The sequence below is a fragment of the Aurantimonas sp. A3-2-R12 genome (assembly GCF_036016755.1).
GTDB classification, from domain to species: Bacteria; Pseudomonadota; Alphaproteobacteria; order Rhizobiales; family Rhizobiaceae; genus Aurantimonas; species Aurantimonas coralicida_A.
This window is the reverse complement of the sequence record NZ_JAYXIH010000058.1, coordinates 1-19710: the sequence shown is the minus strand read 5'-3', so window position 1 is coordinate 19710 and position 19710 is coordinate 1. Positions and strand designations below refer to the sequence as shown.

The window sequence follows — 19710 nt, the reverse complement described above, 5'->3', positions numbered from 1 at the left end:
GCGATGGAAGAGAAGCTGCGCTTCGCCATCCGTGAAGGCGGCCGCACCGTCGGGGCCGGCATCGTCGCCAGCATCGTCGAATAAGATACGCGACAAGCGGGCGCGTTGCATTTAGCGCCGGCAGCACCGAGACGATCGCAGAACGGGCCCCGCGAGGGCCCGTTTTTGTGGGTGGTAGTTCGCCCGCGACCTGGGGTTACAAGAGCCCGAGTTCTTGCTTGCGAGCCTCGTCGAGGACGAATGGCTGGTCGAGCGCGGCGGCCTGGCGCCACCATTCCGGAAGGTGGTCGTTGCTGAATTCCGATTGGCGGGGTGCCCGCTGTCCGGCTTTCGAGCGGCGACTTTCCTGCTTGTGAACGACCGCGGCCTTCGAGAACGCGCCCTGGACATACCGCCCCAGGAAATTGCGCTTGGATTTCGCAAACAGGCCGGGCTCCAGCCAGAGAGCTTGCAGATCCGTTTCAAGGGACGCGTCCCACCAGGCGTAGCCCAGGGACACCTGGTCCCAGATATTGGGGTAGTCGGTGCAATAACGGCACCATCTTTCGATCAGATCCTCGGCGTTCGGGCCACTGCCGAAATACGCTTGGCCGCCGTAGAACGACCAGCCGCCGCGCTTCACGACGGCAAAATCGCCGGAGAAGCGTTCCAATTCCGTCACCTTGCGGCGCAAAATCGCGTCAGCGTCGATCCACAAGATCGGCCGTTCGTCTTGCTTCCGCATGTCACGGACGAACAGCGCCTTCTGCGCGCAGTTCTCCACCCAGCTCGATTTCGGCGCGCGGGGTTCTATCCGCGAATCAAGCCCCAGTCGGTCGACGGAGGCTTTCAAGGCCGACGCATGATCTTCGTAGGCGGTTCCGGGGGTGTAGTACGAGACGATAAGCGGGTGGGTCACGGCAGCATTCGGTTCGTGGATGGGATCGCGCGAAGACCTAGGCGAAACTCGGCCCCGGGGCTAGCGCGGCATGTCGTTTCTGTCGGGTGCGGGTGGGGACGCGGGAGCAAGGCCGAAGGGGGCGGAAAGCCGGCATGGCCTTGAAAGTCTTGCCGGGGAAGTGCGATGAGGTTGGCGAACCGCTTCGCTCCACGGTGCGGCATCTCTCTCCGCCACCGAATTGTTCGTGAAGGAACTGCATTCGTGACCAGCCCGTCGGCCCGCATCTTCATTGGCTATGATTCCAACGAGGTCATCGCCTATCACGTCCTGGCGCAGAGCATCATCGAGCATGCGTCGATGCCGGTTATGTTCGCGCCGATCGTCTTGTCCAATCTCGACGGCATCTTCACCCGCGAGCGCAACACCCTGCAATCCACCGAATTCTCGTTCTCCCGCTTTCTGGTGCCCTATCTCAGCGGCTTCGAGGGGTGGAGCCTGTTCATGGACTGCGACATGCTCATGCGGGCCGATATCGCCGAGCTCTGGGCGCTGCGTGACGATCGCTATGCCGTCATGTGCGTGAAGCACGATTACCAGCCGAAGATCGAGACGAAGTTCCTCGGCCAGGCGCAGACCAAATACGAAAAGAAGAACTGGTCGAGCGTCATGCTGTTCAACAACGCCAAGTGCCGTGCCCTGACCCCGGATTTCGTCAACACGGCAACCGGCCTGCAACTCCACCAGTTCAAGTGGCTCGACGGCGACGAGAATATCGGCGAATTGCCGGCGGCCTGGAACTGGCTGGTCAATGAATATGACCATCGCGCCGACGCCAAGAATGTCCATTTCACCGACGGCGGGCCGTATTTCGACGAATACAAGGATGACGACTACGCCGAGGAATGGTTCGCCATGCGCGAGCGCACCTTGCATGTCCGGCAGCGTGGCGACTGAGAAAGATCGCGGCTCCTGGCGGTCGTGCCGGCCGACTCGCTAGAGCGTTGGAATATCAAAGAGGAAACGGATGGCGGACACCTCCTGGATCGGGGATCGTGATGGCTGGGCAGCGTTCTTCGCCGGCTTCGAACGCATCGTCCTCGTGGCCAATAGCGACGCCGTCGATATCGCGGCGCTGCGGCAGCGTTTTGGCGATGACGCGCTCTACGTGTTCTTCAACAAGGTGTTCAAGGTTCTGTCCGAGCCGTTCGCGGGCTCTTGCCTGCTCGTGGCCAGGAGCAGTCCGGCGGGAGCCAACATCGTCTACCGAAACGAGGTGGAGAGCGTCCTTGGTCTGTTGCGCTCGCCGAAATTTCGCGGCGTCCTGAATCTGCGGACGGCGCCGGGCGAGACATTCAGCCGGGCCGAGGAGTTCGGCGGCGCCAGGGCGGGCTTTCTCGATCTCGCCGACTATTTTGATGACTTCTATCCCGCAAGCCATGTGCCGACCAGCGGCTTTGCACTGGCCGTGTGGCTGGCGGAGAACTGCCCGACCTCGCGGGTCGTGCTGGCCGGCTTCACCGCACAGCGCTCGGTGCAATGGAAGCTGTTTCACGATCACGACTGGACCTTCGAGCAGATCGTGCAAAGATTGTTGCTGCGATCGAACAAGATCGAGAGGATCGGCGGGTCGGACACAAGCGGGCTGGAGGAGATTGCCCGCAGGTTTCCCGACACAACCCCGGAAGAGCTGTCGCTTGTCGCGTCACAGGTTCTGGCCGAACGGCTCGAAGGCTCGAATATGGCGATCGACCGGCTGTTTTCGTTGACGCGCCTGCAGGGGCGGATTGACGGCTTGCTGCGATCGCTGAAGCCGAAGACGCGTAAGCAGAAGTTCGCGGCTAAATCGCGGACAGATACTGCGAAACCGTGACTGCGCCGATCTCGTCCAAAGAGCCCCACGGCGTTTAACCGACGCGCTCGACCTCCCTGGGGAGGAGAAGTTGAGCGATCTGCTTCGGGTGAGTAACCTGCAACGATGTGCCCGGCGGCCGTTCGCCGTAGCCCCAGGCCGCGTGCAGGAAATCGATACCCGCGCGCCGGGCGGCTTCGGAGTCGCTCGCCATGTCGCCGACGTAAAGCGTCTCGCACGGATCGCACCGTGTCAGTGCCATCGCCATCATCAAGTGATCCGGCGCCGGTTTGCCGCGACAGGCGCGGTCGGGGCAGCGCACGACGGAAAAGACCGGCGGAAGCCGATCGAGCAGGATCGCGGTGCGCTCTCTGTCCTTGGAGGTGACGATGCCGAGCCGGCGTCCCGCCGCATAAAGGCCGTCGAGCATGAGGGCGATGTCGGCGTAAACAGGCGCTGACGCCAGGTCGCGCGCCGAACGCCGTCGATAGATGATTTCGGCGCTGTCGGACAGGTGGCCGATCCCGAGACGGCGCATGATCGACCCGAAGGGCTGGCCGATCTCCGCGATGTAGGCATCGAAGGGAACGTCAATCCCCAGTTCCCGGCGAACCGCCGACCAGGCCGCCAGCATGTTGGCTCGGGTATCCACCAGGACTCCATCGAGGTCGAAGAGCACGAGACGCTTGTCGGCAAGGGGAGGCGGCAACTGCACGGCGATCTCATAGAGGTTGCGTGATACATAAAATGCAACCTTTAGAATATTCATCGCCGCGTCTGGCGCAAGCGGCGGTCGGTCGAAAGAATCTCATCTTGATGATCCCGTCGACATAGCCTAAGGAAGCCACGCGCGAAGGGGTATAGCTCAGTTGGTAGAGCGGCGGTCTCCAAAACCGCAGGCCGTGGGTTCGAGTCCCTCTGCCCCTGCCATTCGCCGGAAACGAGATTCTGTCGAGCCGGCCCTTGTGAATCGCGGCAAGGGCGGGTAGAGGAACGGCGATCGACATGTGGCGCGTGAGGCTGGCGACCAGCCTTCACGCGCATTAGCTGTGAGCGGTGTATGGCCAAAACCAATCCTTTCACATTTCTCCAGCAGGTTCGATCCGAGACCGCGAAGGTCACCTGGCCGACCCGCCGTGAGACGATCATTTCGACGATCATGGTGTTCGTGATGGTCGCATTCGCCGCGACCTTCTTTTTCGTCGCGGATCAAGTGCTCGGCTATGTCGTGGGCCTGATCATGAATGCCGGCGCTTGACGCCGACGCCGCAGGAGACATCGTAAATTTCATGACCGCCCGCTGGTACATCGTCCACGCCTATTCCAATTTCGAGAAGAAGGTGGCCGAATCGATCGAGGAGCAGGCCCGCCAGAAAGGGCTCTCCGACAAGTTCGAAAAAATTCTCGTGCCCACCGAGAAGGTGGTCGAGGTGCGTCGTGGTCGCAAGGTCGATGCCGAGCGGAAGTTTTTCCCCGGTTACGTCCTCGTCAAGGCCGAGCTGACCGATCAGGTCTTCTCGATGATCAAGAACACGCCGAAGGTCACGGGCTTTCTCGGGCCGGACAATCGGCCGGTCCCGATTACCGAAAAGGAAGCCGAGCAAATCCTGATGCAGGTTCAGGACGGGGTGGATCGGCCGAAGCCGACGATCTCGTTCGATATCGGCGAGCAGGTTCGGGTCTCCGACGGTCCCTTCGCCTCGTTCAACGGCGTCGTGCAGGAAGTCGATCAGGAGCGTGCGAGGCTCAAGGTCGAGGTCTCGATCTTCGGTCGTGCAACGCCGGTCGATCTCGAATTCGGTCAGGTCGAAAAGGTCTGACCAGAACGGGCTTTTGGTCCGAATCATCGTGCGGAAGGCAGTCCGGCTCTAGCCGGTCGGAGATGCCGCACCGCGCGAACTGCAGGTAGCCGGGGGCTGGGTCGCTGATTGACCGGTCGTTCGGCTCGAACAATGAAGGCAGGAGCAAATGGCTAAGAAAATACAGGGCCAGCTGAAGCTGCAGGTTCCGGCCGGATCGGCGACGCCGTCGCCCCCGATCGGTCCGGCGCTCGGTCAGCGTGGCATCAACATAATGGAATTCTGCAAGTCGTTCAACGCGCAGACCCAAGACCAGGAGAAGGGCTCTCCGATCCCGGTGGTGATCACCTATTACCAGGACAAATCCTTCACCTTCGCGATGAAGACTTCGCCGGTGAGCTACTTCCTCAAGAAGGCGGCGAATCTCAAGAGCGGCTCCAAGGAGCCGGGCAAGAGCGTCGCCGGTTCGGTGACACGCGAGCAGGTTCGCGATATTGCCGAGAAGAAGTTCAAGGATTTGAACGCGAACGACGTGGAAGCGGCCATGGCTATGGTCGAGGGCTCCGCCCGTTCCATGGGCCTCGAAGTGGTGGGTTGAGACGATGGCAAAAGCTGGAAAGCGCATCCGTAACGCCCGCGACGGCATCGACCGCATCAAGCTCTACGGTCTCGACGAGGCGGTCGAGTTGCTGAAGGGCCGTGCGAGCGCCAAATTCGACGAGACGATCGAAGTCGCGATGAATCTCGGCGTCGACCCGCGTCATGCGGACCAGATGGTTCGCGGCGTCGTCAATCTGCCGAACGGCACCGGACGGACCGTCCGCGTCGCCGTGTTCGCGCGGGGCGACAAGGCCGAGGAGGCGAAAGCCGCCGGGGCCGACATCGTCGGAGCCGAAGACCTCGTCGAGCAGGTTCAGGGCGGCACGATCGATTTCGATCGCGCCATCGCCACGCCGGACATGATGGCTCTCGTCGGTCGGCTGGGCAAGGTTCTTGGGCCGCGCGGCCTCATGCCGAACCCGCGGGTCGGCACGGTGACGCCGGACGTCGCCGCTGCTGTGAAGGCATCCAAGGGCGGGGCCGTCGAGTTCCGCGTCGAAAAGGCCGGCATCGTTCATGCCGGTGTCGGCAAGGCGAGCTTCGAGGGCAAGGCGATCGCGGAGAATATCCGTGCTTTCGCCGACGCCGTCCAGAAGGCCAAGCCCTCGGGCGCCAAGGGCATTTATGTCCAGCGCGTCGCGATCACCTCGACGATGGGCCCTGGCGTCAAGATCGATCCGTCGACCCTGAATGCGGCGTAGGTCCGACCCTTAACACCGGTGAACGGCGCACCTATATGCGCCGATCACCTATACCAAGGTTCCGGGGCTCGCCCCGGTGCGTGGGGGCCTTTCGGGGCTCCCTGAATGCCTGTCCGAGATTGTGGGCGACCGGTTGCTTCGGCATTCGGTCTTAATCGTCAGAAAGCCCGCATGAGACGGGGAAGTTCCAAATTTTCCGGGATCAGCCCGGGTTCTTGGTTCGAACCTCTGAATGCCTTGTGTCGCCCATGGGTTCCGCGGAATCCGCGAAGGGTCTGGCCGAGGGGACAGGATCTCCGAGCGTCGTCCGGATGATCCGGGCGGCAAAAGGCAACCGGCCGCGGCTTCTTCGGAAGCCGAGGCTAATTGGAGAGAGGCAGTGGACAAAGCGGAAAAACGCGAATTTGTCTCGACGCTCAACGAGACCTTCAAGGACTCGGGAACGGTCGTCGTGGCCCACTATGCCGGTCTTACGGTCGCGCAGATGAACGACTATCGTTCGAAAATGCGCGATGCGGGGGGCACCGTCAAAGTCGCGAAGAACCGCCTCGCCAAGATCGCTCTTCAAGGCACGGACGCCGAAGGCATCTCGACGTTGTTCGAGGGCCAGACCCTGATCGCCTATTCAGGCGACCCGGTCGCGGCGGCAAAGGTCACCAACGATTTCGCCAAGGGGAACGACAAGCTCGTCATCCTGGGCGGGACGATGGGCAAGACCACACTCGATGCGAATGGTGTGAAGGCCTTGGCCTCCATGCCGTCGTTGGACGAACTCAGGGCCAAGCTGGTCGGCATGATCAATACGCCGGCTACTCGGATCGCTGGGGTTCTCCAGGCACCCGCGGGACAACTCGCGCGTGTTTTCGGGGCCTATGCCAAGAAGGACGAGGCGGCGTGAGGACGGTTCCTCGCTGCTCAAACCAAAGTTCGAATCTGAAGGAATACAAACATGGCTGATCTCGCCAAGATCGTTGAAGACCTGTCGAGCCTGACCGTCCTCGAGGCGGCTGAACTCTCGAAGATGCTGGAAGAAAAATGGGGCGTTTCCGCCGCGGCTCCCGTGGCGGTCGCCGCCGCTGGCGGCGGTGCTCCGGCCGAAGCGGCTGAAGAGCAGACCGAGTTCAACGTGATCCTCGTCGCCGCCGGCGCACAGAAGATCAACGTGATCAAGGAAGTCCGCGCGATCACGGGCCTTGGCCTGAAGGAAGCCAAGGACCTCGTCGACAACGCGCCGAAGCCGGTCAAGGAAGCGGTCGACAAGGCCGAGTCCGAGAAGCTCAAGGAGCAGCTCGAAAAGGCTGGCGCCACGGTCGAAGTCAAGTAATCGCGGGTTTCCCGCGCTTGCGCACCAAAATCCGGCGGGCGGGACGGCATTTTGCCGTTCCGCCTTCCGTGCTCGCGCCGTGGCGAGCCGGGCGGACGGCGGTCCGATCCGAACGAGGCAGGAACTGGCGTGATGTGACGCGCGCGTGTTCAGACGGCTCATAGAACCGTTTGGAGACGCGGGCCTTTCGCCCGGCAGATCTGTCAGCCGCACCGGCCCTTTGGCTCGCGGTACCTCTCGACGGAGAGGGAAGAAAATTCAAGCCCTTTGGTCAAGGGCGTTGTCACGAGAAGGAGCGACGATGTCTCAAACGACGACGTTTAGCGGTCGCAGGCGGGTACGCAAATTCTTCGGGTCGATCCCCGAAGTCGCCGAGATGCCAAACCTGATCGAGGTCCAGAAGGCCTCCTACGATCAATTTCTGATGGTCGACGAGCCGCAAGGCGGGCGTCTCGAAGAGGGGCTGCAAGCCGTCTTCAAGTCGGTTTTCCCGATTTCTGACTTCTCGGGCCAGGCGATGCTGGAATTCGTGAAATACGAATTTGAGGCGCCGAAATTCGACGTTGAGGAGTGCCGTCAGCGCGATCTGACCTACGCCGCGCCGCTCAAGGTGACGCTGCGCCTCATCGTGTTCGATATTGACGACGACACCGGCTCCAAGTCGGTGAAGGACATCAAGGAGCAGGACGTCTACATGGGCGATATGCCGCTCATGACGTCCAACGGCACCTTCGTCGTGAACGGTACCGAGCGCGTCATAGTCTCGCAGATGCACCGTTCGCCGGGTGTGTTCTTCGATCACGACAAGGGCAAGAGCCACTCGTCGGGCAAGCTGCTGTTCGCCGCCCGCGTCATTCCCTATCGCGGCTCCTGGCTCGACATCGAGTTTGACGCCAAGGACGTCGTGCATGCGCGCATCGACCGCCGCCGCAAGATTCCGGCGACGAGCCTGCTGATGGCGCTTGGCATGGATGGCGAGGAAATCCTGTCGACCTTCTACGACACCGTGAAGTTCGAGAAGGACAAGAAGGGCTGGCGCGTGCCGTTCTCGGTGGAGCGCGTGCGCGGCCAGGGCGCCGTCGTCGACCTCATCGACGCCGACAGCGGCGAGGTTCTCGTCGAGGCCGGCAAAAAGGTGACGGCTCGCCAGGCTCGCCAGATGCAGGAGAAGGGCGTCAAGGCCCTGCGCGCGACTGAGGAGGATCTTGCCGGATCCTACATCGCCGAGGATATCGTCAATCCCGAGACGGGCGAAGTGTATCTCGAGGCCGGTGACGAGCTCGAGATTACCGTCGATGCCAAGACTGGCGAGCGCAAGGGCAATCTGATCGACCTGATCGCGGCCGGTTACGACGAGATCACCGTTCTCGACATCGATCACGTCAATGTCGGCGGCTATATCCGCAATACGCTGGCGGTCGATAAGAACGAAGGTCGTCAAGACGCGCTGTTCGACATCTACCGGGTGATGCGTCCCGGCGAGCCGCCGACGATCGAGACCGCCGAAGCGATGTTCAACTCGTTGTTCTTTGACGGCGAGCGCTATGACCTGTCGGCCGTCGGCCGCGTCAAGATGAACATGCGTCTCGACGTCGACGCCGAGGACACCGTGCGCGTGCTGCGCAAAGAAGACATCCTCGCGGTGGTCAGGACCCTCGTCGACCTTCGCGACGGCAAGGGCGAGATCGACGACATCGACAATCTCGGCAACCGCCGGGTGCGTTCGGTCGGCGAGCTGATGGAGAACCAGTATCGCGTCGGCTTGCTGCGCATGGAACGCGCGATCAAGGAGCGCATGAGCTCCGTCGAGATCGACACGGTAATGCCGCAGGATCTGATCAACGCAAAGCCGGCCGCCGCCGCCGTGCGCGAGTTCTTCGGTTCCTCGCAGCTGTCGCAGTTCATGGATCAGACCAACCCGCTGTCGGAGATCACCCACAAGCGCCGCCTCTCGGCGCTTGGACCCGGCGGCCTGACGCGCGAGCGCGCCGGCTTCGAGGTGCGCGACGTGCATCCGACGCATTACGGCCGGATCTGCCCGATCGAGACGCCGGAAGGCCCGAATATCGGCCTGATCAACTCGCTCGCCACGTTCGCGCGGGTGAACAAATACGGCTTCATCGAGAGCCCGTACCGCAAGGTGATCGACGGCATCGTCACCCATGATGTCGTGTATCTGTCGGCGATGGAGGAATCCAAGCATCACGTCGCACAGGCGAACGCCGTCCTGACCGACGACAGCCGGTTCCAGAACGAGTTCGTGGTCTGCCGTCATTCGGGCGACGTCTTCATGACGCCGCGCGACAATGTCGATCTGATGGACGTATCGCCGAAGCAGTTGGTTTCGGTCGCTGCGGCGCTGATTCCGTTCCTTGAGAACGATGACGCCAACCGCGCTCTGATGGGCTCGAACATGCAGCGTCAGGCGGTGCCGCTGGTTCGCGCCGAGGCGCCGTTCGTCGGCACCGGCATGGAATCGATCGTCGCCCGCGATTCGGGCGCTGCGATCGGTGCGCGCCGCACCGGCGTGGTCGACCAGGTCGACGCGACGCGTATCGTCATCCGCGCGACGGAGGATCTGGAGGCCGGCAAGTCCGGTGTCGACATCTACCGTCTGATGAAGTTCCAGCGCTCGAACCAGAACACCTGCATCAACCAGCGTCCGCTGGTGGCGGTGGGTGACCCGGTCGAAAAGGGCGACATCATTGCTGATGGTCCGTCGACAGATCTCGGCGATCTGGCGCTCGGGCGGAACGTGCTCGTCGCGTTCATGCCGTGGAACGGCTACAACTACGAGGATTCGATCCTCCTGTCGGAGCGCATCGTCGCCGATGACGTCTTCACCTCGATCCATATCGAGGAGTTCGAGGTCATGGCGCGCGACACCAAACTTGGACCCGAAGAGATCACCCGCGACATTCCGAACGTGTCGGAAGAAGCGCTGAAGAATCTCGATGAGGCCGGCATCGTCTATATCGGTGCCGAGGTGCAGCCGGGCGACATTCTGGTCGGCAAGATCACGCCGAAGGGTGAAAGCCCGATGACGCCGGAGGAAAAGCTCCTGCGCGCCATCTTCGGCGAAAAGGCCTCCGACGTCCGCGATACCTCGAACCGCATGCCTCCGGGCGCCTATGGCACGGTCGTCGAGGTTCGGGTGTTCAATCGTCACGGCGTCGAGAAGGACGAACGCGCCATGGCGATCGAGCGCGAGGAGATCGAGCGGCTCGCCAAGGATCGCGACGATGAACAGGCGATTCTCGACCGCAACGTCTATGGTCGCCTGATTGAGATGCTGGGCGGAAAGTCCGCCATCGCGGGACCGAAGGGCTTCAAGAAGGGCGCGACCATCTCCGCCGACGCGATGAACGAGTATCCCCGCTCGCAGTGGTGGATGTTCGCCGTCGAGGAGGAGAAGCTGCAGGCCGAACTGGAGGATCTGCGCAACGTCTATGACGAAGCGAAGACCACCCTCGAGCAGCGCTTCATGGACAAGGTCGAGAAGGTGCAGCGCGGTGACGAGCTGCCCCCCGGCGTCATGAAGCAGGTCAAGGTCTTTGTCGCGGTCAAGCGCAAGATCCAGCCGGGCGACAAGATGGCCGGACGGCACGGCAACAAGGGTGTGGTGTCGCGCATCTTGCCGGTCGAGGACATGCCGTTCAATGAGGACGGCACGCATGTCGACATCGTGCTCAACCCGCTCGGCGTGCCGTCACGCATGAATGTCGGGCAGATCCTCGAGACGCATCTTGGCTGGGCCTGTTCGGGCATGGGCAAGAAGATCGGCGAGATGCTCGAGGTCTATAACCAGTCCCGTGACGTCTCGCCGCTGCGCGATGAGATCGCTGGACTGCTGGGCGACAACGACCGCAACGAGAAGGTCAAGGACTACGACGACGCCAGTGTCGTCATCTTGGCCAAGCAGATGACCCGCGGCGTGTCGATTGCGACGCCGGTCTTCGATGGTGCAGTCGAGCACGACATCGTCGAAATGCTGGAAAAGGCGGGACTCGACGGTTCGGGCCAGGTGACGCTCTATGACGGGCGCACCGGCGAGGCCTTCGATCGGCAGGTGACGGTCGGCTACATCTACATGCTGAAGCTGCACCATCTGGTGGACGACAAGATCCACGCCCGTTCGATCGGTCCGTACTCGCTCGTGACCCAGCAGCCATTGGGCGGCAAGGCCCAGTTTGGCGGCCAGCGCTTCGGCGAGATGGAGGTCTGGGCGCTCGAGGCTTATGGCGCCGCCTACACGCTGCAGGAGATGCTGACGGTGAAGTCGGACGATGTCGCGGGCCGCACCAAGGTCTACGAGTCGATCGTGCGTGGTGACGACGCCTTCGAGTCCGGCATTCCCGAGAGCTTCAACGTGCTCGTCAAGGAAATGCGCTCGCTCGGCCTCGACGTCGATCTGGCGAACTCGGCGGTCGAGTTGCCGGCACCCGCCGAGGGTCTGCCTGACGCGGCCGAATAGACGTCGCGGGAAAATCGACCGCACCCGTTGCGGTCCGGATCGGCGCCGACATGGCGCCGATCCTCGACGATTGAACGATTTCAGCGGCCGGTATACCCGCCGCGACTCGGGGTTTTGCCCCACGAAGGAGAAAGCGCATGAACCAAGAGGTCATGAACATCTTCAATCCGCAGGTGGCTGCGCAGACGTTCGATTCCATCCGCATCTCGCTCGCCTCGCCTGAGAAGATCCTTTCCTGGTCGTTCGGCGAGATCAAGAAGCCGGAGACGATCAACTACCGCACGTTCAAGCCGGAGCGGGACGGTCTGTTCTGCGCCCGCATTTTCGGCCCGATCAAGGATTACGAGTGCTTGTGCGGCAAGTACAAGCGGATGAAGTACAAGGGCATTATCTGCGAGAAGTGCGGCGTCGAGGTGACTCTTTCGCGCGTGCGGCGCGAGCGCATGGGTCATATCGAACTCGCCGCGCCGGTCGCCCACATCTGGTTCCTGAAGTCGCTCCCGTCGCGCATCGGCACGCTGCTCGACATGACGCTCAAGGATATCGAGCGGGTTCTGTATTTCGAGAACTACATCGTCACCGAGCCGGGCCTGACCTCTCTGAAGGAGCATCAGCTCCTGTCGGAAGAGGAATATATGATCGCCGTCGAGGAGTTCGGGGAGGATTCCTTCACCGCGCTGATCGGCGCTGAGGCGATCCAGGATCTTCTCGCGGGCATGGATCTGGAGAAGATCGCCGGCGATTTGCGTGCTGAGCTCGCGCAGACCGCCTCCGAGCTCAAGACCAAGAAGCTGATGAAGCGGCTGAAGATCGTCGAGAACTTCCTCGATTCCGGCAACAAGCCGGAGTGGATGATCATGAGCGTCGTTCCGGTGATCCCGCCGGATCTGCGCCCGCTCGTCCCGCTCGACGGCGGTCGTTTCGCGACGTCGGATCTCAACGACCTGTATCGCCGCGTCATCAACCGGAACAACCGCCTCAAGCGGCTGATCGAGCTGCGTGCGCCGGGCATCATCATCCGCAACGAGAAGCGGATGCTGCAGGAAGCCGTCGATGCACTGTTCGACAACGGCCGCCGCGGCCGCGTGATCACCGGCGCCAACAAGCGTCCGTTGAAGTCGCTGTCCGACATGCTCAAGGGCAAGCAGGGCCGGTTCCGCCAGAACCTGCTCGGCAAGCGCGTCGACTATTCCGGCCGCTCGGTCATCGTCACAGGTCCGGAGCTGAAGCTGCACCAGTGCGGCCTGCCGAAGAAGATGGCGCTGGAGCTGTTCAAGCCGTTTATCTACGCGCGCCTCGATGCCAAGGGTTTCTCCTCGACCGTCAAGCAGGCGAAGAAGCTGGTCGAGAAGGAGCGTCCGGAAGTCTGGGATATCCTCGATGAGGTCATCCGCGAACATCCGGTGCTCTTGAACCGCGCTCCGACCCTGCACCGTCTCGGCATCCAGGCCTTCGAGCCGGTGCTGATCGAGGGCAAGGCGATCCAGCTGCATCCGCTCGTCTGTACGGCCTTCAACGCCGATTTCGACGGCGATCAGATGGCTGTGCACGTTCCGTTGTCGATCGAGGCGCAGCTGGAAGCGCGCGTTCTCATGATGTCGACCAACAACATCCTGCATCCGGCGAACGGCGCGCCTATCATCGTGCCGTCGCAGGATATGGTGCTCGGGCTCTACTACCTCTCGATCATGAACGAGAACGAGCCGGGGCAGGGGATGGCCTTCTCCGACATCGGCGAACTCGAGCATGCCATTGCCAACCGCTCGGTGACCCTGCACAGCAAGGTCAAGGGCCGCTTCAAGACGGTGGGCGCGGACGGCAAGCCGGTCTCGAATATCTACGAGACGACGCCGGGCCGTATGCTCATCGGGGAACTGCTGCCGAAGAACGCCGCGATTCCGTTCGACATCTGCAACGAGCTGATGACCAAGAAGACCATCTCCAAGATGATCGACCAGGTCTATCGTCACTGCGGTCAGAAGGAGACGGTGATCTTCTGCGACCAGATCATGCAGCTCGGGTTCCGTCATGCCTGTACGGCTGGCATCTCGTTCGGCAAGGACGACATGCTGATCCCGGACACCAAGCCGAGGATGATCGGCGAGACCCAGGCGCTCGCGAAGGAATACGAGCAGCAGTACAATGACGGCCTGATCACCCAGGGCGAGAAGTACAACAAGGTCGTCGATGCCTGGGCGAAGTGCACGGACAAGATCGCCGACGAGATGATGGCTCGCATCAAGGCGATCGAGTTCGACGACAATGGTCGGCAGAAGCCGATGAACTCGATCTACATGATGTCGCACTCCGGCGCCCGCGGGTCTCCGACCCAGATGCGCCAGCTGGCGGCAATGCGTGGCCTGATGACCAAGCCGTCTGGCGAGATCATCGAGACGCCGATCATCTCGAACTTCAAGGAAGGCCTGACCGTGCTCGAGTACTTCAACTCGACCCACGGTGCTCGCAAGGGCTTGGCCGACACGGCGCTGAAGACGGCCAATTCGGGTTATCTCACCCGTCGTCTCGTCGACGTGGCGCAGGACTGCATCATCACGCAGGTCGATTGTGGCACGAAGAACGGGCTGACCATGCAGCCGATCGTGGACGCCGGTCAGGTCGTCGCGTCGATCGGCCAGCGGGTCCTCGGCCGGACGGCGCTGGAAGATATTCTGCATCCGCTGACCGGCGAGGTTATCGTCAAGGGCGGTGTGACGATCGAGGAGGCCGACGTCGAGGTGATCGAGAACGCCAGTATCCAGTCGATCAACATTCGTTCGGCGCTGACCTGCGAGATCCGCACCGGCATCTGCGCCACCTGCTACGGGCGCGATCTTGCCCGCGGCACGCCCGTCAACATGGGCGAGGCCGTCGGCGTCATCGCCGCGCAGTCGATCGGCGAGCCGGGCACCCAGCTCACCATGCGTACCTTCCACATGGGCGGGACCGCGCAGGTGGTCGACTCTTCGTTCCTGGAAGCCTCCTACGAGGGCACGGTGGCGATCCGCAACCGTAACGTCGTGCGGAATTCCGATGGCCGACTGGTGGCGATGGGTCGCAACATGGCGATCCTTATCCTCGATCAGGCGGGCAAGGAGCGTGCGTCGCACCGCGTCACCTACGGTAGCCGTATCTTCGTCGACGACGGCGATACGGTCCGGCGCGGCCAGCGCATCGCCGAATGGGATCCCTACACCCGTCCGGTGCTGACCGAGCTCGAGGGCACGGTCGACTTCGAGGACATGGTGGAAGGCATCTCGGTGTCCGAGCAGGCCGACGAGTCGACCGGCATCACCAAGCGGGCGGTCATCGATTGGCGGGCGAGCCCGCGCGGTCAGGACCTGAAGCCGGCGATCGTGGTGCGTGGCAAGGATGGCGAGATCCTCAAACTGGCGCGTGGCTCCGACGCTCGCTACTTCCAGTCGGTCGACGCGATCCTGTCGGTCGAGCCGGGCGCCACGGTGAAGGCCGGCGACGTCCTCTCGCGTATTCCGATGGAAAGCGCGAAGACCAAGGACATTACCGGTGGTCTGCCGCGTGTCGCGGAACTGTTCGAGGCCCGCAAGCCGAAGGACAACGCGGTGATCGCGGAGATCGACGGCACGGTGAAATTCGGGCGCGACTACAAGAACAAGCGCCGGATCATCATCGAGCCGCACGAGGACGGCGGCGAGCCGATGGAGTACCTGATCCCGAAGGGCAAGCCGTTCCATCTTCAGGAAGGTGACGTCATCGAGAAGGGCGACTACATCCTCGACGGCAACCCTGCGCCGCACGACATCCTGGCGATCCGCGGCGTGGAGGCGCTGGCGTCCTACCTCGTCAACGAGATCCAGGAGGTCTACCGGCTGCAGGGCGTGTTGATCAACGACAAGCACATCGAGGTCATCGTCCGGCAGATGCTGCAGAAGGTCGAGATCGTCGAGTCCGGCGATTCCGGCTACATTCCGGGCGACAATGTCGACCGGATCGAGCTGGCGGAACTCAACGAGCGTCTGGAAGAAGAGGGCAAGAAGCCGGCATCCGGCACCCCGGTCCTCCTCGGCATCACCAAGGCCTCGCTGCAGACCCCGTCCTTCATCTCGGCCGCCTCCTTCCAGGAGACGACGCGAGTGTTGACCGAGGCGGCGGTCGCCGGCAAGACCGATACGCTGCAGGGCTTGAAGGAGAACGTCATCGTCGGCCGCCTGATCCCGGCGGGTACCGGTGGCATGATGACCCAGGTGCGCCGCATCGCTACCTCGCGCGACGACCTCATCATCGAGGATCGCCGCAAGGCCGCCAACAAGGCCGAGACCGATCGCATGCTGACCTCGATCACGGACGCGGCCGAGTAGGCCTCGCCCGTTTGGTGGAAGCAAGAATGGANACCTCATCATCGAGGATCGCCGCAAGGCCGCCAACAAGGCCGAGACCGATCGCATGCTGACCTCGATCACGGACGCGGCCGAGTAGGCCTCGCCCGTTTGGTGGAAGCAAGAATGGAAAGGCCGCCCTCGGGCGGCCTTTCGCCGTCAAGGACCGCTGTCGCGGATGCAGAAAACGCCGTGCGCGCCGATTGCGGCACGGCGCCGACGGGGCATTGGGATCGCCATCGGGCGAGGCTCGCGAACTCCTTCGGATCCGGGGTTGACGGGTCCGGGGAGAATCGTTAAGTACCCCCCAACAGAGCCGATGTGAGGCCGAATCTTCCCAAGGACGCCACGTCCGGGATCAAGCGCTTCAAACAAGGCTTCGTTCAACGAGACGTCACATCGCTGAATGCAAGACCGTCTAAGCGGTCCTCTGCTTCGTTCCGGGCAGTCCACTCACAAGTGGATCGATTGCCTGGTTTCGCGCATGGAGAGTTGCTCTTCGCTTTTGCGTGGCGCGACGTTTCGTGTCGAACCTGAGTTTTGGAAGAAGAGGGAAGGTTGGAATGCCGACCATCAACCAATTGGTCCGGAAGCCGCGCGTTCGCCCAGTCGAGCGCAATACGGTTCCGGCGCTCGAGGCCAACCCGCAAAAGCGCGGCGTGTGCACCCGTGTCTACACGACCACGCCGAAGAAGCCGAACTCGGCGCTTCGTAAGGTTGCCAAGGTTCGCCTCGTCAACGGTTACGAAGTCATCGGCTACATTCCGGGTGAAGGCCATAACCTTCAGGAGCACTCCGTGGTGATGATCCGCGGTGGGCGCGTGAAGGATCTACCGGGTGTTCGCTACCACATCATCCGCGGCGTGCTCGACACGCAGGGCGTCAAGAACCGGAAGCAGCGTCGTTCGAAATACGGCGCCAAGCGTCCGAAGTAAGCCCCAACGCTGATCAGTTGAAGAGACGATAGTATGTCCCGCCGCCACAGAGCCGAAAAGCGTGAAATCAATCCGGACCCGAAGTTCGGTGATCTCATCGTGTCAAAGTTCATGAACGCCGTCATGTATGACGGTAAGAAGTCGGTCGCCGAGCGCATCGTCTACGGCGCGTTCGACACCGTCCACGAGAAGACCCGCCAGGACGCGGTCGTGATCTTCCACCAGGCGCTCGAGAACATCTCGCCGCATGTGGAAGTTCGCTCCCGCCGTGTCGGTGGTGCGACCTATCAGGTTCCGGTCGACGTTCGTCCCGAGCGCCGTCAGGCGCTGGCGATCCGTTGGCTGATCACCGCCGCACGTGGCCGCAACGAGACGACCATGGTCGACCGCCTGTCGGGCGAGCTCATGGATGCGGCCAACAACCGTGGTACGGCAGTGAAGAAGCGCGAAGACACGCACCGCATGGCGGAAGCGAACCGCGCCTTCTCGCACTACCGCTGGTAATTCAAGTTTCTGCCCGAAAGGCGACGCCCGATGGCACGCGACTATAAGATCGAAGACTACCGCAATTTCGGCATCATGGCACACATCGATGCCGGGAAAACGACGACGACCGAGCGGATTCTCTACTACACCGGTAAGTCCCACAAGATCGGCGAAGTGCATGATGGCGCTGCGACGATGGACTGGATGGCGCAGGAGCAGGAGCGCGGCATCACCATTACCTCCGCCGCGACCACCACGTTCTGGGAAGGCCGCGACGGCAAGAAGCGCCGCTTCAACATCATCGACACGCCGGGTCACGTCGACTTCACCATTGAGGTCGAACGCAGCTTGCGCGTCCTCGATGGCGCGATTGCGCTTCTCGACGCCAATGCCGGTGTCGAGCCGCAGACCGAGACGGTCTGGCGTCAGGCGGACAAGTATCAGGTTCCGCGCATGATCTTCGTCAACAAGATGGACAAGACGGGCGCCGACTTCTTTCGCTGTGTGGAGATGATCAAGTCGCGTCTCGGTGCGCGTCCGATCGTCGTCCAGCTGCCGATCGGTGCCGAGACGGAACTCAAGGGTGTCATCGATCTCATCGAGATGAAGGCGCTGGTCTGGCGCGACGAGAATCTCGGCGCCCAGTGGGACATTCTCGATATCCCGGCCGACATGCTCGCCCAGGCTGAAGAGTACCGCGAGGCGATGATCGAAGCCGCTGTCGAGCTCGATGAAGGCGCCATGGAGCGTTATCTCGAAGGCGAGATGCCGAGCAACGATGAGATTCGCAAGCTGATCCGCAAGGGCACCTGCGACGTCTGGTTCACGCCGGTTCTCTGCGGTTCGGCTTTCAAGAACAAGGGCGTTCAGCCGCTTCTCGACGCCGTTGTCGACTTCCTGCCGTCGCCGGTCGAAGTGAAGCCGATCAAGGGTATCGACCCGAAGACCGAAGCCGAGATCGTGCGCAAGTCGTCTGACGACGAGCCGCTGTCCATGCTGGCCTTCAAGATCATGAACGATCCGTTTGTCGGTTCGCTCACCTTCGCTCGCATCTACTCCGGCGTTCTGACCAAGGGCACCTCGCTGCAGAACACCGTCAAGGAGAAGAAGGAGCGCATCGGCCGCATGCTGCAGATGCACTCCAACTCCCGCGAAGACATCGAAGAGGCCTATGCTGGCGACATCGTCGCACTGGCTGGCCTGAAGGACACGACGACCGGCGACACGCTTTGTGATCCGCTGAAGCCGGTCATCCTGGAGCGGATGGAGTTCCCCGATCCGGTCATCGAGATTGCGATCGAGCCGAAGACTAAGGCCGACCAGGAAAAGATGGGCCTCGCGCTCAACCGACTGGCCGCCGAGGATCCTTCGTTCCGGGTCAAGACGGATGAGGAATCCGGCCAGACGATCATCGCCGGCATGGGCGAGCTTCACCTCGACATTCTCGTCGATCGCATGAAGCGGGAATTCAAGGTCGAGGCGAATATCGGCGCGCCGCAGGTGGCTTATCGCGAGACGATCACCCGCAAGGCCGAAGTCGACTACACCCACAAGAAGCAGACCGGCGGTACGGGCCAGTTCGCTCGCGTCAAGATGACCTTCGAGCCTGCCGAGATCGGCGAGGGCTTCAGCTTCGAGTCGAAGATCGTCGGCGGCGCGGTTCCGAAGGAATACATTCCGGGCGTTCAAAAGGGCATCGTGTCGGTGCTGACGTCGGGGCCGCTTGCGGGCTTCCCGATGGTTGACATCAAGGCGCAGCTGCTGGACGGCGCGTTCCACGATGTCGACTCCTCGGTGCTGGCCTTTGAAATCGCGGCGCGGGCTGGTTTCCGCGAAGCGATCCAGAAGGCGGGGCCGCGGCTGCTCGAGCCGGTCATGAAGGTCGAGGTGGTGACGCCGGAAGACTACGTCGGTGACGTCATCGGCGATTTGAATTCGCGTCGCGGGCAGATCCAGGGCACTGAGCCGCGCGGTATCGCGCAGGTCGTCAACGCCATGGTGCCGCTGGCCAACATGTTCGGTTACGTCAACCAGCTGCGCTCGATGTCCCAGGGCCGTGCCCAGTACACGATGCAGTTCGATCATTATGAGCAGGTGCCGAACCAGGTCGCGGACGAAATTCAGAAAAAGTACGCCTGACCGCGTTTCCCCTCGAAACGGCATTCGGCTCGCTGAGCCAAGACTAGACAACGGAGTGGCAAGATGGCCAAGAGCAAATTCGAGCGCAACAAGCCGCATGTGAACATCGGGACGATTGGTCACGTTGATCACGGCAAGACGTCGTTGACGGCGGCGATCACGAAGTATTTC

The 19710-nt window shown here is 62.1% G+C and carries 16 protein-coding genes, 1 tRNA gene and 1 pseudogene; 16 read left to right on the top strand and 2 right to left on the bottom strand.

Going from position 1 to position 19710, the window contains the following annotated elements:
- Positions 1–84 (top strand): annotated as a pseudogene (locus VSX60_RS20185) (elongation factor Tu); the annotation flags it as partial.
- A gap of 112 nt (positions 85–196) precedes the next feature.
- Here VSX60_RS20185 and VSX60_RS20180 read toward each other — a convergent pair.
- Positions 197–898 carry a hypothetical protein gene (locus VSX60_RS20180; protein ID WP_327626050.1) on the bottom strand — a complete coding sequence of 234 codons (702 nt, stop codon included), beginning with the start codon at positions 896–898 and terminating at the stop codon, positions 197–199.
- Positions 899–1141: 243 nt separating this feature from the next.
- On the opposite strand from VSX60_RS20180, the gene VSX60_RS20175 reads away from it, so the two are divergent.
- A complete protein-coding gene (locus VSX60_RS20175; RefSeq protein ID WP_327626049.1) occupies positions 1142–1834 on the top strand; it encodes a glycosyltransferase in 693 nt (230 codons plus the stop codon).
- A gap of 70 nt (positions 1835–1904) precedes the next feature.
- Positions 1905–2750 (top strand): 3-deoxy-manno-octulosonate cytidylyltransferase, encoded by an 846-nt coding sequence (locus tag VSX60_RS20170; RefSeq protein WP_327626048.1) that lies wholly within the window; start codon positions 1905–1907, stop codon positions 2748–2750.
- Between the two features lie 34 nt (positions 2751–2784).
- Here VSX60_RS20170 and VSX60_RS20165 read toward each other — a convergent pair whose 3' ends face one another.
- Positions 2785–3498, bottom strand: a complete 714-nt coding sequence (locus VSX60_RS20165) for an HAD family hydrolase (RefSeq protein ID WP_327626047.1) — start codon at positions 3496–3498, stop codon at positions 2785–2787.
- Positions 3499–3583: 85 nt separating this feature from the next.
- Between VSX60_RS20165 and VSX60_RS20160 the strand changes: the two genes are divergently transcribed.
- The 13 genes from VSX60_RS20160 to VSX60_RS20100 form a co-directional block, all read left to right on the top strand.
- Positions 3584–3659: transfer RNA gene (locus VSX60_RS20160), tRNA-Trp, on the top strand.
- 130 nt (positions 3660–3789) lie between these two features.
- Positions 3790–3987, top strand: coding sequence for a preprotein translocase subunit SecE (secE, locus tag VSX60_RS20155; RefSeq protein WP_327626046.1), 198 nt, complete (start codon positions 3790–3792; stop codon positions 3985–3987).
- Positions 3988–4018: 31 nt separating this feature from the next.
- Entirely contained in the window at positions 4019–4549 is a 531-nt protein-coding gene (gene nusG, locus VSX60_RS20150) for a transcription termination/antitermination protein NusG (RefSeq protein ID WP_327626045.1), read from the top strand.
- A gap of 148 nt (positions 4550–4697) precedes the next feature.
- Complete coding sequence (gene rplK, locus VSX60_RS20145) at positions 4698–5126, top strand: 50S ribosomal protein L11 (RefSeq protein WP_327626044.1); 429 nt, start codon at positions 4698–4700, stop codon at positions 5124–5126.
- A gap of 4 nt (positions 5127–5130) precedes the next feature.
- The gene (gene rplA / locus VSX60_RS20140; RefSeq protein ID WP_327626043.1) at positions 5131–5829 is read left to right on the top strand and encodes a 50S ribosomal protein L1; all 699 of its coding nucleotides are present in this window, start codon (positions 5131–5133) and stop codon (positions 5827–5829) included.
- Between the two features lie 379 nt (positions 5830–6208).
- Positions 6209–6727: a 50S ribosomal protein L10 gene (rplJ, locus tag VSX60_RS20135; protein ID WP_327626042.1), complete on the top strand. Its 519-nt coding sequence runs from the start codon at positions 6209–6211 to the stop codon at positions 6725–6727.
- Between the two features lie 51 nt (positions 6728–6778).
- Positions 6779–7153 (top strand): 50S ribosomal protein L7/L12, encoded by a 375-nt coding sequence (gene rplL / locus VSX60_RS20130; RefSeq protein WP_206453987.1) that lies wholly within the window; start codon positions 6779–6781, stop codon positions 7151–7153.
- A 301-nt stretch (positions 7154–7454) separates the two neighbouring features.
- Positions 7455–11627 (top strand): DNA-directed RNA polymerase subunit beta, encoded by a 4173-nt coding sequence (gene rpoB / locus VSX60_RS20125; protein WP_327626041.1) that lies wholly within the window; start codon positions 7455–7457, stop codon positions 11625–11627.
- Between the two features lie 137 nt (positions 11628–11764).
- A complete protein-coding gene (rpoC, locus tag VSX60_RS20120; RefSeq protein ID WP_327626040.1) occupies positions 11765–15961 on the top strand; it encodes a DNA-directed RNA polymerase subunit beta' in 4197 nt (1398 codons plus the stop codon).
- 581 nt (positions 15962–16542) lie between these two features.
- The gene (gene rpsL, locus VSX60_RS20115) at positions 16543–16914 is read left to right on the top strand and encodes a 30S ribosomal protein S12 (RefSeq protein WP_206453990.1); all 372 of its coding nucleotides are present in this window, start codon (positions 16543–16545) and stop codon (positions 16912–16914) included.
- A 33-nt stretch (positions 16915–16947) separates the two neighbouring features.
- Positions 16948–17418, top strand: coding sequence for a 30S ribosomal protein S7 (rpsG, locus tag VSX60_RS20110; RefSeq protein ID WP_327626039.1), 471 nt, complete (start codon positions 16948–16950; stop codon positions 17416–17418).
- Positions 17419–17448: 30 nt separating this feature from the next.
- Positions 17449–19539, top strand: coding sequence for an elongation factor G (fusA, locus tag VSX60_RS20105; protein WP_327626038.1), 2091 nt, complete (start codon positions 17449–17451; stop codon positions 19537–19539).
- Between the two features lie 63 nt (positions 19540–19602).
- Positions 19603–19710, top strand: a 108-nt coding sequence (locus VSX60_RS20100) for a GTP-binding protein (protein ID WP_156386499.1), incomplete at its 3' end; no start/stop codon positions are given.

Coding starts and splice junctions, on each gene's coding strand:
- VSX60_RS20170 (WP_327626048.1), top strand. CDS start 1,905: ATGGCGGACACCTCCTGGATCGGGGATCGTGATGGCTGGGCAGCGTTC.
- VSX60_RS20165 (WP_327626047.1), bottom strand. CDS start 3,498: ATGAATATTCTAAAGGTTGCATTTTATGTATCACGCAACCTCTATGAG.
- secE (WP_327626046.1), top strand. CDS start 3,790: ATGGCCAAAACCAATCCTTTCACATTTCTCCAGCAGGTTCGATCCGAG.
- nusG (WP_327626045.1), top strand. CDS start 4,019: ATGACCGCCCGCTGGTACATCGTCCACGCCTATTCCAATTTCGAGAAG.
- rplK (WP_327626044.1), top strand. CDS start 4,698: ATGGCTAAGAAAATACAGGGCCAGCTGAAGCTGCAGGTTCCGGCCGGA.
- rplA (WP_327626043.1), top strand. CDS start 5,131: ATGGCAAAAGCTGGAAAGCGCATCCGTAACGCCCGCGACGGCATCGAC.
- rplL (WP_206453987.1), top strand. CDS start 6,779: ATGGCTGATCTCGCCAAGATCGTTGAAGACCTGTCGAGCCTGACCGTC.
- rpoB (WP_327626041.1), top strand. CDS start 7,455: ATGTCTCAAACGACGACGTTTAGCGGTCGCAGGCGGGTACGCAAATTC.
- rpoC (WP_327626040.1), top strand. CDS start 11,765: ATGAACCAAGAGGTCATGAACATCTTCAATCCGCAGGTGGCTGCGCAG.
- rpsL (WP_206453990.1), top strand. CDS start 16,543: ATGCCGACCATCAACCAATTGGTCCGGAAGCCGCGCGTTCGCCCAGTC.
- rpsG (WP_327626039.1), top strand. CDS start 16,948: ATGTCCCGCCGCCACAGAGCCGAAAAGCGTGAAATCAATCCGGACCCG.
- fusA (WP_327626038.1), top strand. CDS start 17,449: ATGGCACGCGACTATAAGATCGAAGACTACCGCAATTTCGGCATCATG.